The sequence below is a fragment of the Nonomuraea sp. NPDC050404 genome (assembly GCF_040655495.1).
Classification (GTDB): Bacteria; Actinomycetota; Actinomycetes; order Streptosporangiales; family Streptosporangiaceae; genus Nonomuraea.
In genome coordinates, this window is record NZ_JBFAKB010000031.1 from 125,248 (window position 1) to 138,744 (window position 13,497).

The following is a 13,497-nucleotide window of genomic DNA, read 5'->3' on the forward strand; positions in this document are numbered from 1 at the left end:
TTTCTGGATTTGATTACGGAATGCCACTTACCCGTTGAGCTGCCCGTCCGGGCCGGTGCACGACGGCGCCGCGCATCCGGACCCGGCCGGACGATTCATGAACGTTTCAGCGTTCGAGGTCGGCGACCGGGATCCGGCTGAGTTGCACGTCCTCCTTGTTGGTGCCGTAGGCCGCGTACAGGAAGCCCCGCCACACCACGCTCTTCGGGTAGCTGTACCCGGCGGACTTGTACAGGCCCTCGTAACGGCGCGGCTGCAGGTCCGCGGCGGTGCGCAGGTTGTACGCCCGGTCGAAGGTCACCCCGTCGGCGCTGGTCAGAACGGTGAGCGGATACCGGTTGCGGGTGCCGGTCGGGTTGCCCACCAGGTAGGCGGTGCCGTCCGGCAGGTTGCCCGCGCTCTGCTTGGTGCGCGAGTCGGGCACGTTCGTCTCCACCGACTCCGACCACGTCTCCCCGTTGTCGGTGCTGACCGCGGCGAGCTTGCGGTACGTGCCGCCGCCCTGGTCACGGAAGACCATCACGATCGAGCCGCCGGCACGCCGGTACCAGCTCGGCTCCAGCTCGCGGCTGATCTCCGGCGTGTTCGGCTGGTTGTCGAAGTCGCCCCGCGTCCAGCCGGAGACGCCCAGCGGGTCGTCGGTGTAGTACGGCTTGACGAACAGGCCCGGCTGCACGTGGAACGCCGTCAGCACCCGCCCGCCCGGCAACGCCTTGACGTCCTGCTCGATGATGCCGTCAACCGGCTTGCCGTCGGCGCCGGTCACCCGCTTGGGGCTGCTCCAGTTCCGGCCGTCGGTGCTGGTCACGTACTCGGTGTAGCCGCCGCGCGGGGTCAGCGCGCGCGGCCAGACGTTGAGGTAGGCGACGAGGGTCCGGCCGTCGGTCCACCAGCCGCCGCTGGAGGTGTACCCGTCGGCGCGCGGCTTGGTGAGTGGGATCGGCTCCGACCACTTCCTGCCGTTCCTGCTGGTGGCGTAGGTGACGATCGTGTCGGGGGCGTCCTCGTCCACGGCGGAGCTCTGCCACTGCGCGTACAGGCGTCCCTTGAACGGCATGAGCACGACGCCGTGGTTGTACTTCAGGTCATCCTCGCCCGGCGCGAAGACCGTGATCGTCTTGGCGTTTCCGGCGCGGTCCAGGCCGAGTTCGGCGGGGTCGGAGGTGTCGATGAGCCCGTCGGCCACCTTCAGCGGCGGTTCGCCGGCGGCGTGCGCCGGGGCGGCGGTCAGGGTGAGCAGGGCCGCCAGGGCGAGGGCGGCAGTGCGGGTCCGGGGGCGAGTCTGGAGGCGGGTCTGGAGGCGGGTCTGGAGGCGGATCGGGGGGCGGGTACGCGTCATGGCAGTCTCCGTGGGGGGTGATCAGTGGTGGAGTGGCAGGTCGCGGGCGAGTCGCCGCAGGGCTTCCTCGTCGGGGGGCGGGATCGGCATGCGTGAGCGGCCCACCGGCCGCCCGGCGAGGCGGTGCACGGCGAGCATCCGGGTCGCCTCGCCGCGGATCGCGTCCACCACCTCGTCCACGTCGCCCTGCAGGCGCGCCACCGCAGCGGCGTCCGCGCGCCGCAGCGCGTCCCGCATCGCGACGAACGGCTTGGCGAACGCCGACGCCACCCCGGACACGATCCCGTCGGCGCCCGCGGCGACGGCCGTCGCGTACTCGGCGTCGCTGCCGGTGTAGATGAGGAACCCTTCGGGCAGGCAGGCCCGGTAGGAGGCGATCGTGTCCAGCGGTTCGCCGCTGACCTTGACCCCCACGACGTTCGGCAGGGCCGCGAGCCGTACCAGCAGCTCCTCGTCCACCGCCACGCCGGTCCGCGCCTCGAAGAGGTAGACGAACATGTCCAGCCCGTCGGCCCGCGCGCTGACGTCCCGGAAGAACGCGAAGACCTCTTCGGGCGGCGCCGGCAGGTAGAACGGGGTGAGCACGGCGATCTCACGGGCGCCGGCCGCCCGCGCGCCCTCGATGAGCTGGCAGACCTCGTATTGGCTGGCGGCCCCGACGTGCACGATCACCCGGATGCCGGGCAGTTCCCGCACGGCGAGCGCGGCGACGGCGTTGCGCTCCGGGATGGACAGGGACGGGAACTCGCCGGTCGTCCCGAGCACGAGCCCCCCCTGGACGCCGGAACCCGCGACGTACGCGAGGATCTCACGGGTTCCGGCCAGGTCGAGCGAGCCGTCCTCGGCGAACGACACGGGTACGGCGGTGATGATGTCATGAGACGTGGTAGTCATGGGTCTTTCGCGGGAGACGGTGACAAGAGCGGGAGACGGTGACAGGAGTGGAGGACGGTGACAGGAGTGGAGGACGGTGACAGGAGCGGGAGATAGGGGGCGGGGCCGGGTCACCCGGTGCCGTACGCCTCGTCCATCGACGCCAGGACCTGCTTGACGTCGGCCTGTCCGGAGAACAGCTGCTGGATCCCGGCGAAGTGGGCGGCCTGCACACGCGCGCTCGGCCACCCGGTGTCCGGGAAGGGCGCGGTGCGGCCCTCGGCGATGATGTCGATCGCCTCCTGGACGGCCGGCTCCGCCTTGATGTCGGCCCCCTGGATCGCGGGAATGCCGGGCGCCGCGCCGAACCACACCTTGGTGGCCTCCGGCGTGGCCAGCCAGTCCACGAAGCCGAGGGCGTTCACCCTGTTCTCCGCCTTGTCGTTGACCGCGAAGCTGACGCCGATGCCGCGCGGGACCGGGTTGGCGCCGCTGTCACCGCCGGGCAGCGGGAAGAACCCGAACTCCGCGCCCTCCGGGGCGGTGGAGGTGATCTGCGAGTAGGAGGCGAGCACCTGCACCACGCCGACGGCCTTGCCGGTGTTGACCAGCGAGTAGGAGGCGGTCACGTCGGTGCCGAGCGGGTCGTCGTTGAAGCAGCCCGCCTTGCTCATCTCCTGGTACTTGGCGAGCGCGCTCTCCCACCCGGAGCCGACGAAGGTCGCCTGCCGCTGCGCCATCTTGTCGTTGAACCCGGGATCGGCGGCGTAGACGGTCGAGGCCACCAGCGCGTACGGGATCAGCTGCGTCACCCAGTCGGTCTGGATGCCCAGCGCGAAGGCGACCTTGCCCTTGGCCTTCACGTCCGCGCAGAACGTGAGCAGCTCGCCGTAGGTCTTCGGCACCTTCAGGCCGGTCTCCTTCAGCGTGGCGGTGTTGTAGATCGCGCCGACCGCGTCGAGCTTGGACGGCAGCCCGTACGTCTTCCCGCCGATCTTCAGCTGCTCGGCGGTGCCGGGCTCCACCTTCCCCGCCCACGGCCGGTCCGACAGGTCGGCCAGGTACCCGGCCTTCTGCAGGATGGAGATGGCGCCGGGATTGCCGCTGCCCGGCCACACCGTGAACACGTCCGACGCCGTGCCCGAGGAGAGCTGGGTGCGCAGCGTCGTCTGGTACTGCGCGGTGTCGGCCACGGTCAGGTTGATGTCGAGGCCGGTCTTCTTCTTGTACGCCTCGATCACCGCCTCCATCGGCTCCTGGTTGTTCGACGTGGTGGCGATCTTGAGCGCCTTGGTCTTCTCGTTGCTCGGCGCCTGCGGCTGCGACCCGCAGGCCGCCAATGCCAGCGCCATGGCCGCGAGAGCGGCGATCTTCCTGTTGAACATGCTGGTTGTCACTCCAAGAGATGAGAGGTGGGAAAGCGGAAGCAATAACCGCCGGGCTCCAGCCGCAGGCGGGTGTGTCCCCGCTGCTCCGCCTGGACGGTGACCCCTTCGACACAGGTGACCCCTTCGGCACAGGTGACCCCTTCGGCACGGGTGACGGCCCGGCCGCCTTCGGTGATCGTCGCGGCCGATGGCGCCGGGAGCACGGCCTCCGCGGCGGCTCCCGGCGGGATCTGGACCGACCATTCGCACCACCCCTCCCCGTCGCGGCGCCAGGAGCTGCCGATGCGCCCGCGTGGGCTCTCGATCGAGCCGCGCGCCCAGTCGAGGGAGGGATGGAGTTGCGGCGCGAGCCTGATGTCGGCGTATCCGGCCGAGCCGGGCGCCTGCCCGATGCCGAGCACGCCGGTGAACATCCATTCGCCGACCGCGCCGAGGGAGTAGTGGTTGAAGCTGTTCATCCGCGGCGACTGGAAACCGCCCTCGGGTGTCCAGCCGTCCCAGCGCTCCCAGATGGTCGTCGCCCCGTTGCGCACCGAGAACAACCATGACGGGTAGCGGTCGTCGTTGATCAGCTCGTACGCCAGATCCGACCGGCCGATCGCGGTCAGCACCGGGCACAGCAGCCCGACCGTGATGAAACCCGAGGTGAGGGAGACGCCACGGCGTTCGATCGCCTCGACGAGCCGCCCGGCCACGGCGTCGCGCTGCTCCTCGGCGCACAGGTCGAAGGCGAGGGTGAGCAGGTAGGCGCCCTGGGTGTCGCCGTGCACCCGGCCGTCGGGGCCGACGAACTCCGCCCGGTAGGCGGCGCGCACCCGTCCGGCGAGGCCGGCCAGCTCCCGCGCCTCGGCGTCGCGGCCCAGTGCGGCGAGGCTGCGCGCGGTCAGGTCGGCGCTGTGCGCGAAGTAGGCGGTGGCCAGCACGTCCTTCGGGGTCTCCGCGCCGACCTGCAGCCAGTCGCCGTAGTTGTTGCCGACCCGTTCGCGCCAGATCAGGCCGGGGTTGTGCCGTTCGACGTGCCGTACCCAGGCGACCATCGAGTCGGCGGCCTCCCGCAGGACGTCGAGGTCGCCGGTCGCGCGGTAGACGTGCCAGGGGATCGTCGCCCCGCCGTCGCCCCAGGCCGGCGCGCCCTCGCGCAGGTGGATGAGGCGCGGCGAGATGTCGGGGAACGCGCCGTCCGCGGACTGGCCGATGCGCACGTCCCGCAACCAGCGGCGCAGCAGCGGGGCGACGTCGGCCAGCAGCAGCGCGGTCGGCGCGAACACCTGCGCGTCGGCGACCCAGCCGAGCCGCTCGTCACGCTGTGGGCAGTCGGTCGGGATCGACACGAAGTTGCCCCGCAGGCTCCAGGTGATGTTCGAGGCCAGCGCGTTCAGGTCCGCGCTGGAGGTCTCGAACGCGCCGGTCAGCGCGAAGTCGTTGTGCAGGACAACCGCCTCGACCTGCTCGGGGTTCAGGTCCCCGGTCAGGCCGGACACCTCGGCGTACCGGAAGCCGTGCAGGGTGAACCGCGGCTCGAACACCTGCTCGGGCGAGCCGTCGGTCCAGAAGACGTCCACGGGTTCGGCGGTGCGCAGGTTCGCGGTGTAGAGCTCGCCCCGCTCGTCCAGCACCTCGGCGTGGTTGAGCTGCACGCGGGTGCCGGCGGGCTGGTCCGTCAGGGTGAGCGCGACGCGGCCCACCAGGTTCTGGCCGAAGTCCACCACGAAGCGTCCCCCGCCGCGCGGGGTCACCGTGAGCGCGGGCAGCCGGGCGGTCACCCGTACCGCCGGGTCGGCCTCCGGGACCAGCATGGAGGTGTCGGTGGAGGTCACCACCGCCCGCGACCAGGCCGAGGTGTCGTGGCCCGGCAGCTGCCAGCCGGAGTCGGCGCGGCGCGAGTCCTCGTACTGGCCCATCAGCAGGTCGGCGTAGAGGATGTCGCTCGGCGACTCCTTCCAGTCCGCGCCGCTGACGATCGACCGGCGCGAGCCGTCCGGCCCGTCCACGTCGAGCTGGACCAGCAGTTCGGGCTCGGTGCCGTAGTGCTGCGCCTGGTGGCGCCGGTCGGTGCCGATGAATCCCGTGTACCAGCCGTCGCCGAGCAGCGCCGCGACGGTGTTGCGGCCGGGCCGCAACAGGCCGGTCACATCCCAGGTCTGGTACGTGATCCGCTCCCGGTACTCGGTCCAGCCCGGCACCAGCTCGTCCCGCCCCGCCCGCCGGCCGTTGACGTAGAGCCGGTAGACGCCCTTCGCCGAGGCGTGCACCCTGGCCGAGGCGGGCGGTCCCGCCAGCTCGAAGTCGTGCGCGAAGCGGCGTACCGGCTGCAGCTTGTTGACCGTGTAGCTGATGTCGGTGTCCTGCGGCGGCGAGGCCACCTGGCGGTAGACCGGGTTGCGGCCGATCCACGCGGCCCGCCACTCCCCCGCGTGCACCACCCCGGTGCCGAACCGGGCCCGCGCCACCGCGCGGGCGCCGGTCTCGTCCTCGACCTCGGCCTCCCATTCGTAGGCCGACGACGACGTCAGCGGCCCGCCGTCGTAGCGGGCGGAGTTGCTGCCCGCCGGCTCCACCATGCCGGAGTCCCACACCAGCACCGCGCCGCCGGTCGGGGGCAGGTGCCATACCCGGACGCGGCAGGAGTGCGGGCGCGCGCCGCGCCGGTCCGATTCCAGCCGCCAGGAGAAGGTGGGGGCGGCGTCCACGCCCAGCGGCTCGTGTTGCCCGCCGGTGCGCAGGTCGTACAGTCGCAATCCGGTCATCCCTTCAGTCCTCCCGCGAAACCGCTGATGATCCGGCGTTGCAGCAGGAAGTAGACGATGAGCACCGGCACAATGCTGATCACCAGGCCGGCGAACACGATCGGCCAGTTCGAGACGTACTGGCCGACGAAGGCGTACAGCGCGACCGTGACCGTCTGCTGCGGCGTCCCGCTCAGGTAGAGCAGCGGGACCAGGAAGTCGTTCCACACGGTGATCGCGTTCAGGATGACGACGGTGCCGGTGACCGGGCGCAGCAGCGGGAAGATGACGTTGCGGAAGGTGCGCAGCGCGCCCGCGCCGTCGATGGCGGCGGCCTCCTCGTACTCTCTCGGGATCGTGCGCAGGAACCCGGTGTAGAGGAAGATCGAGAAAGGCACCTGCATGCCGGCGTACAGGATCACCAGCGCCCACAACGAGCCGAGCAGGCCGACGTCGCGCATCGTCTGGTAGAGCGGGATGAGCGCCACCTGGAACGGGATCAGCATGCCGGCCAGCACCAGCCAGAACACCGTGGACGACAGCTTCGAGGTGATCCGGGCCAGCGGGTAGGCCGCCATCGAGGAGATGACCACGATCAGCGTCACGCTGACGCCCGTCACGATCGTGCTGTTGAGCAGCGCGCCGGCCAGGCCGGCCTGCTCCCAGGCGGCGACGTAGTTGTCCAGCGTGGGCGCCGTCACCGGCAGCAGCGGCGAGGAGACGTCGTTGGCCGGGCGCAGGGACAGGTTGACCAGGATGTAGACCGGCAACACGAACACGAGGGCGACCAGGAGCATGACGACCTCACGCGCGAGGACGCCCTTGGTGTAGCGGAACATCAGCTCACCGCCTTGCGGTTGGACAACCGGTACTGCGCGATGGAGAACACCGCGACGACGACCGCCAGCACGAGGGCGAGCGCGATGCCGTACCCGAACTGGTCGAACTGGAAGGCCGACTTGTAGAGCAGCGTGGAGAGCGTCTCCGTCGCGCCGCCGGGACCGCCGCCGGTGAGCACGTACACCTCGGTGAACATCTTGAAGCCGCCGATGATGGTCAGCATCACGTTGATCGTCGTCGCGGTGGCGAGCAGCGGCCAGGTCACCGACCAGAACCGGCGCCAGGCGCCCGCGCCGTCCACCGCGGCCGCCTCGATCACCTCGGGCGGGATCGACTGCAGGCCCGCCAGGTAGATCACCATCGAGTACCCGGCGTGTTGCCACACCACGATCACGATCACCGACACCGCGGCCCACGTCGGGTCGCCGAGCCAGCTCTGCCGCAGCGCGCCCAGCCCGACCGCCTCCAGCGCGCCGTTGATCGCGCCGTCCGGGGTGAGCATGAACTTCCACAGGTACGCGACCACGACCGGCGTGATCACGACCGGGGCGAAGAAGATCACGCGCAGCACGTTGCGCGTCTTCAGTCCCGTGTGCAGGCCGACCGCGAGCAGCAGCCCGACGCCGTTCTGCAGCACCGTGATGGCCAGGGCGAAGACGAACGTCATGGTCAGCGCTTCGAGCGAGCTCGCCGTGGTGAAGATCCGTACGAAGTTGTCGAACCCGACGAAGGCGTAGTCGGGAGACAGGCCGTCCCAGTCGGTGAAGGCCAGCGCCCCGCCGCGCAGGGTCGGCACCACGACGGCGAAGCCGTAGAACACGAGCGCGGGCAGCGCGAACCACAGCAGCTTGCGTGACGGGGCCGCCGGGCGAGCCTTGGTGATCCTGGGCTTGCCGCCGGTGAGGCTGGTCATGATGCGGCCTGCCCGGTCGGGACCGGCTCGGCCTCGATCATCGCCAGGACCGCGTGGCCCATCCGGTCGCGCGCGCCGCGCAGGTGGGCGCGCATCGCGGCGGCGAGCAGGTCCGCCTGGCCCGCGACGATCAGCTCCAGCAGCCGCCCGTGGTCGTGCGCGGACGGGTGCAGGTCCACGTCCTCCTCGACGGTCAGCCGCATCAGGCTGGCGATCAGCGGCTCGTAGTCCTCCCACACGTCGGCCAGGCGGCGGTTGCCGCCCATGGCGTACAGCAGGGCGTGGAAGCGCAGGTCGGCCTGGGCGAAGTCGCGGGCGTGGGACCGGTCGGCGGCGGCCACCATCTCGGCCACGATCGTGCGCCCGGACGCGATCTGCTCCGGCGTGGCCAGCCTGACCGCCCGGGTGACGGCGACCACCTCGATCGCCTCGCGCAGTTCGTACAGGTCCTCGATGTCGCGCCGGGTGAGGCCGACGACGAAGAAGCCCCGCCGCCGGGATTCCACCAGGCCCTGGGCCTCCAGCAGGCGCAGCGCGTCGCGGACCGGGCCCCGGCTCACGTCGTACTGCGCGGCCAGCGAGTCCTCGACCAGATGCGTCCCGGGTCGTAGCACGCGCCTGACGATCTGTTCCCGCATGACCCCGGCGAGCTGATCTCCCAGGGCGGGCCTCTTCGACGTGAGCACTGCGAAACCTCCCGTTTACCGTTAACGGTGGACAGTTAACCGTTAACGAACAAGGAGCGTCAATGGGCGAATTGCTGCGGTCGGGTAACGCTGCCGATGACACGGCATCGCCCACTACGTGCGGGATCGCCGTTGATCTGCGGAACGTGTAGGGTCGGGAACCATGTTCCGCCCCCTGCAGGCCGGCGAGCCGACCCGGTTGGGTGACTATCGCATCGTCGGCGGCCTCGGCGAGGGCGGGCAGGGCGTGGTCTACCTGGGCGAGCGGGCCCCGGGCGAGCGGGTGGCGATCAAGGTGCTGCACGCCAGGCTGGCGGGGCAGAGCGAGGCGCGCGAGCGCTTCTTACGCGAGGTGGACGCGGCCATGCGGGTGGCGCCCTTCTGCACGGCCCGCGTGCTGGACGTGGCGGTGGACGGCGACCGGCCCTACATCGTGTCGGAGTTCATCGACGGCCCCTCGCTGCAGGATTCCGTACGCGAGCACGGCCCCAGGTCAGGGGGCGCGCTCGACCGGATCGCGGTCAGCACGGCCACCGCGCTGGCGGCCATCCACCGGGCCGGGGTCGTCCATCGCGACTTCAAGCCGTCGAACGTGCTGCTGGGCTCCGACGGGCCCCGGGTGATCGACTTCGGCATCGCGCGTGCCATCGACATGACCGTCACCGCCGGTTCGGTGGGCACGCCGACGTACATGGCTCCCGAGGTGATGCACGGGGAGCCGACGCAGCCCGCTTCCGACGTGTTCAGCTGGGCGGTGACGGTGGGCTTCGCCGCGACCGGGCGGCCCGCCTTCGGCCAGGACACGGTGCCCGCGGTGATGTACCGCATCCTGCACGACCAGCCGAACCTGGACGGCGTGCCCGAGCCTCTGCGCGGCCTTCTCGTCCGCTGCCTGGCCAAGGCGCCGCAGGAACGTCCCACGGCGGCGGAACTGCTGCACCTCCTCCTCGGCCGCGACCAGACCGGCACCGGGATGCCGGCTCCCACCTTCTCCACCACCGGTTTCCCGTCTCCTGCCTCTTCCACCACCGGTATACCGTCTCCTGCCTCTTCCACCGCTGGTATTCCGGCTCCCGTCTCTCCCACCACCGGTATTCCGGCTCCCGCCTCTTCCACCGCCGGTATGACGCCTGCCGGGCCGCCCTTGGCCGGGGCGTCGGCCACCGTGGAATCGCGCCGCAAGCGGTCCCGGGTCCTGGTGGTGGCCTCGGCCGCCTCCGCGGCGGTGCTGGTGAGCGTGATCGTGGTGGCCCTGCGCGGAGGAGCGAGCGATCCGCCGTCGCCACCCGCGTCCTCTGAGACGGCCTCCCCGCCGCCGCCCGCCGCCACCGTCACCGCCCGGCCGTACGGCGAGAGAGTGGCGAAGGCCGTGCTCGGCGGCGAGGTCAACAGCCTGGCGGTGAGCAGTTACGGCGGGCGGCGCGTGGTGCTGGCCGGCAGCACCAAGGGGATCGCCAAGGTGTGGACGTTCGACGTGCGGCCCAGCGAACTCGCCCAGCTCAAGGTCTCCGGTGACGCGGAGAAGGGCGCCGCCATCGACGTGGGCGAGGTGGACGGGCAGGCGGCCACGTACCGGCGGTTGCCGGACGGCGGGGTCATCGCCTCCCACGCCGACAACGACGAGCCGCTCGGCCCCGTCTACAAGGGCCACGGGAAGATGGTCTACACGATCGCCTCCGCGCAGGTGTCGGGCGAGACGGTCCTGGTCAGCGGCGACGAAGGCGGAACGGTCCACGTGTGGGACCCGGAGACGGGCACGGACTCGGGGCCCCAGCCCAAGACGACGGGTGGCGATCCCGTGTTCGGCGTCGCGACCGCCACGGTGGACGGGCATCCGTTCGCGGTGACCGCGTCGGCCGACGACACCGCGCAGGTGTGGAACCTGGAGACCGGCGCGCTGAGCGCCACCTTCCGCGGCCACGGCGGCGACGTCTTCGCCGTGGCGACCGCCGTGATGGACGGCACGCCGGTGGGGATCAGCGGCGGCTCCGACCGCGAGGTCCGCGTCTGGGACCTGCGCAGCGGCACCGCCCTGACCTCCTTCGCCGGGCACACCGCCGAGATCGCCGGCCTGGCGGTGGGCCGGGTGAAGGGGCGGGCGGTCGTCGCCTCCGGCGGGTTCGACGGCACCATCCGGGTGTGGGACCTGCGTACCGGCAACCAGCTCGGCGATCCGCTCAAGTCTCCCGGTGGGCGTGTCTACTCGGTGGTGATCGCCGAGGAGGACGGGGAGTCCTGGCTGGCCGCCGGCGACGTCAAGGGCAACGTCACCGGCTGGAGCCTCGGCCCGGCCTCCCCTTAGAGGGCTTGAGCCTTTGAGGGCTTGGGCCTTATAGGGCTTGGGCGGCTCAGGTCCTGGCTCGTCCTTGGGCGGCTCAGGTCCTGGCTCGCCTTCGAGTGGCTCAGGTGCCGGCTCGGTCGCGGTTCACCAGGACACGGGCGAGAACGGCCGTGATGACGCCCGCCAGAACGACCGACAGCAGGCCGGCGCGCAGGCTGATGAGGTCGGCGACGAATCCGACCAGCAGCGGCGAGATCAGGAAGCCGCCGCGCAGCAACCAGCTCACGATGGTCAGGCCGCTGCCGGGGGGCAGGCCGGGCAGTTCGTCGGCGGTGTGCATCGCGGCCGGGACCAGGGTGGCGAAGCCCAGCCCGGCCAGCGCGAAACCAGCCAGGGTGGCGGGGATGGACGGCATGGCCAGGGCCCCGCCCATGCCGGCGGCGGCCAGCAGTCCCCCGGCGCGGGCGACCGTACGCTGACCGAAGCGGTCCACGACGCGGTCGCCGGTGAGGCGGCCGATGGTCATGGCGGTCTGGAAGGCGACGACGGCCAGGCCGGCGATGGCGGCGTCGGCGTGCAGGCCGCTCAGATAGAGCGCGCCCCAGGACGCGCCCGCGTCCTCGGCCAGCGCCCCGCAGGCGGCCAGCACACCGAGCGCGGCCAGCATCCGCACGGCCGGGGCGGTGAACGAGCGCCGGTTCGCGGGTACGGCCGGGCGGTCGTCGGATGGTGCCGGGCTCTGGGCTTCGGCGAGGCGTTCCGCATCTTCCGGGCCCGGCAGCAGGAACCGGTAGGCGACGACGGCCACGGTGGCGAACAGCAGCGCGGAGATGGTCAGGTGGACCGCGAGGGGAAGGTGGAGACCGGCGGCGGCCGAGCCCATCAGGCCGCCCAGGACGGCGCCGACGCTCCACACGCCGTGCAGCGAGTTGACGATGGAGCGCCGGTAGAGCCGCTGGACGCGCAGGCCGTGGGCGTTCTGCGCGACATCGACGATCGCGTCCACCGCGCCCACGACGAACAGCGCGCCACCGAAGGCGATCCAGCCGGGCGCGAAGGGGATGGTCAGGGTCACGAGGGTGGTGACGACGATGCCGAACGCCGCCACGCGGGCGGAGCCGAAGCGGCGGATGGCGGCGCCGGCGAGCAGCCCGGCCAGCAGCGCGCCGATCGGGCCACCGGCCACCGCGGCGCCGAAGACGGCGTTGCCCACGTCGAGTTCGGCCTTGATCTGCGGGAAGCGCGGGACGATGTTGAAGTACACGGCGCCGTTGGTGAGGAACAACGCGGCGACGGCGGCACGCGCATGGCGCGCCTGGCGGGTGGGCGTGGCGGGAGGGGCGGCGGACATCGGCTTTCCGATCACGGTGACGGAGGGGTGGATGCGGGGTGGTGGCGCGGTTGTCTGCGAGTGGATGCGCAGTGGTCGCGGGACGGGTGCGGAGTGGTGGCGCGGATTTCTGGCGGGTCTATGCGCAGCGGTAGCGGGGCGGGGGGAACGGGAGGGGTCAGCGCAGGAACCGGTGGATGGCGTGGCGGATCTGCTCGGGCGTCATCGGGTCGGTCGACAGTGCGCTGTGCAGCACCAGTCCTTCGATGAGCGCGTCCAGTTCGCGGGCCGTGGTCGCGTCGAAGTGCCGTTCCAGCGCCTGTCGGCTCCGCGCCATCCAAGCCTGGGTGACGGCCCGCAGCGCCGGGTTGCGCGCGGCCGCCACGTACAACTCCACGGCCAGTACGAGGTCGTGGTCCGAGCCGAGCAGATCGTCGGCCACCAGCGCGATGACGGCCTCGATCGCCGCGGCCCGGTCGGGGGCGGCGCTCAGCCGCTCGTCGAAGACCCGGGCCACGGAGTCGGCGTGCCGCGTGAACGCCTCGGCGAGCACCTCTTCCAGCGAGGCGAAGTGATAGGTCATCGAGCCCAGCGGCACGTCCGCTTTCCGGGCGATCTCCCGATGCGTGGTGGCGGCCACGCCGCGCTCGGCGATGACGGTGAGCGCGGCGTCGATCAACCGGTCCCGCCGCCCGGGGTCATGCCGCCGTGGCCGTCGCGGAACGGGCGGGCGGGCGGGGCGCATCAGAACCGCTCATCAGGCATCATATGTACGACTGTACACATGAAGCACTGGTAAGCACAAAAGCACCAGAGCGGCACCTGCCGTCGTGGGCCCGCCCTCATAGAGCCCGCGTTCATGGGCCGCATTCGATGGTGCCGCACTCATGAGGCCCGCACTCATGAGGCCCGCACTCATGAGGCCCCACGTTCGTAAGCAGCGCGGTCGCGGGAGGCGCGATCGTCTCGGGCGTGGGGGCGGGGGCGGGGCGCAGCCCCGGAGGAGCGGGGCGGGGCACAGTCCCAGAGGCGCGACCGTCGCGGATGCAGGGGCGGGGTGCAGTCGCCGAAGAGCGGTGGGGGCGGGGGGGGGGGCCCCGCCCGGGGTGGGCGTCGCAGGT

10 protein-coding genes are annotated in these 13,497 nt (G+C 71.5%); 1 reads left to right on the forward strand and 9 read right to left on the reverse strand.

Annotation, left to right across the window (positions count from 1 at the left end; all coding sequences use genetic code 11):
* Window positions 1–106 precede the first annotated feature (106 nt).
* The 7 genes from AB0I81_RS52325 to AB0I81_RS52355 all read right to left on the reverse strand — a co-directional run bounded on the left by AB0I81_RS52325 (window position 107) and on the right by AB0I81_RS52355 (window position 8,765).
* The gene (locus tag AB0I81_RS52325) at window positions 107–1,339 is read right to left on the reverse strand and encodes a sialidase family protein (protein ID WP_360675323.1); all 1,233 of its coding nucleotides are present in this window, start codon (window positions 1,337–1,339) and stop codon (window positions 107–109) included.
* 21 nt (window positions 1,340–1,360) lie between these two features.
* Window positions 1,361–2,233, reverse strand: coding sequence for a dihydrodipicolinate synthase family protein (locus AB0I81_RS52330; RefSeq protein ID WP_360675326.1), 873 nt, complete (start codon window positions 2,231–2,233; stop codon window positions 1,361–1,363).
* Window positions 2,234–2,343: 110 nt separating this feature from the next.
* Window positions 2,344–3,609 carry an extracellular solute-binding protein gene (locus AB0I81_RS52335; RefSeq protein ID WP_360675329.1) on the reverse strand — a complete coding sequence of 422 codons (1,266 nt, stop codon included), beginning with the start codon at window positions 3,607–3,609 and terminating at the stop codon, window positions 2,344–2,346.
* A complete protein-coding gene (locus tag AB0I81_RS52340) occupies window positions 3,606–6,347 on the reverse strand; it encodes a family 78 glycoside hydrolase catalytic domain (protein WP_360675332.1) in 2,742 nt (913 codons plus the stop codon). The genes AB0I81_RS52335 and AB0I81_RS52340 overlap by 4 nt, the downstream gene beginning before the upstream one ends.
* Window positions 6,344–7,165: a carbohydrate ABC transporter permease gene (locus AB0I81_RS52345; protein WP_360675335.1), complete on the reverse strand. Its 822-nt coding sequence runs from the start codon at window positions 7,163–7,165 to the stop codon at window positions 6,344–6,346. Before AB0I81_RS52345 ends, AB0I81_RS52340 begins: the two co-directional genes overlap by 4 nt.
* The gene (locus tag AB0I81_RS52350) at window positions 7,165–8,079 is read right to left on the reverse strand and encodes a sugar ABC transporter permease (RefSeq protein WP_360675338.1); all 915 of its coding nucleotides are present in this window, start codon (window positions 8,077–8,079) and stop codon (window positions 7,165–7,167) included. The genes AB0I81_RS52345 and AB0I81_RS52350 overlap by 1 nt, the downstream gene beginning before the upstream one ends.
* The gene (locus tag AB0I81_RS52355) at window positions 8,076–8,765 is read right to left on the reverse strand and encodes a GntR family transcriptional regulator (protein WP_360675341.1); all 690 of its coding nucleotides are present in this window, start codon (window positions 8,763–8,765) and stop codon (window positions 8,076–8,078) included. The genes AB0I81_RS52350 and AB0I81_RS52355 overlap by 4 nt, the downstream gene beginning before the upstream one ends.
* A gap of 163 nt (window positions 8,766–8,928) precedes the next feature.
* On the opposite strand from AB0I81_RS52355, the gene AB0I81_RS52360 reads away from it, so the two are divergent.
* Window positions 8,929–11,067 (forward strand): protein kinase, encoded by a 2,139-nt coding sequence (locus AB0I81_RS52360; protein WP_360675344.1) that lies wholly within the window; start codon window positions 8,929–8,931, stop codon window positions 11,065–11,067.
* A gap of 100 nt (window positions 11,068–11,167) precedes the next feature.
* Here the strand turns inward: AB0I81_RS52360 and AB0I81_RS52365 are convergent, their stop codons facing one another.
* Window positions 11,168–12,397, reverse strand: coding sequence for an MFS transporter (locus AB0I81_RS52365; protein WP_360675347.1), 1,230 nt, complete (start codon window positions 12,395–12,397; stop codon window positions 11,168–11,170).
* A 157-nt stretch (window positions 12,398–12,554) separates the two neighbouring features.
* The gene (locus tag AB0I81_RS52370) at window positions 12,555–13,121 is read right to left on the reverse strand and encodes a TetR family transcriptional regulator (protein ID WP_360675350.1); all 567 of its coding nucleotides are present in this window, start codon (window positions 13,119–13,121) and stop codon (window positions 12,555–12,557) included.
* Between the last annotated feature and the right edge of the window lie 376 nt (window positions 13,122–13,497).

Coding starts and splice junctions, on each gene's coding strand:
- AB0I81_RS52325 (WP_360675323.1), bottom strand. CDS start 1,339: ATGACGCGTACCCGCCCCCCGATCCGCCTCCAGACCCGCCTCCAGACC.
- AB0I81_RS52330 (WP_360675326.1), bottom strand. CDS start 2,233: ATGACTACCACGTCTCATGACATCATCACCGCCGTACCCGTGTCGTTC.
- AB0I81_RS52340 (WP_360675332.1), bottom strand. CDS start 6,347: ATGACCGGATTGCGACTGTACGACCTGCGCACCGGCGGGCAACACGAG.
- AB0I81_RS52345 (WP_360675335.1), bottom strand. CDS start 7,165: ATGTTCCGCTACACCAAGGGCGTCCTCGCGCGTGAGGTCGTCATGCTC.
- AB0I81_RS52350 (WP_360675338.1), bottom strand. CDS start 8,079: ATGACCAGCCTCACCGGCGGCAAGCCCAGGATCACCAAGGCTCGCCCG.
- AB0I81_RS52360 (WP_360675344.1), top strand. CDS start 8,929: ATGTTCCGCCCCCTGCAGGCCGGCGAGCCGACCCGGTTGGGTGACTAT.
- AB0I81_RS52365 (WP_360675347.1), bottom strand. CDS start 12,397: ATGTCCGCCGCCCCTCCCGCCACGCCCACCCGCCAGGCGCGCCATGCG.
- AB0I81_RS52370 (WP_360675350.1), bottom strand. CDS start 13,121: ATGCGCCCCGCCCGCCCGCCCGTTCCGCGACGGCCACGGCGGCATGAC.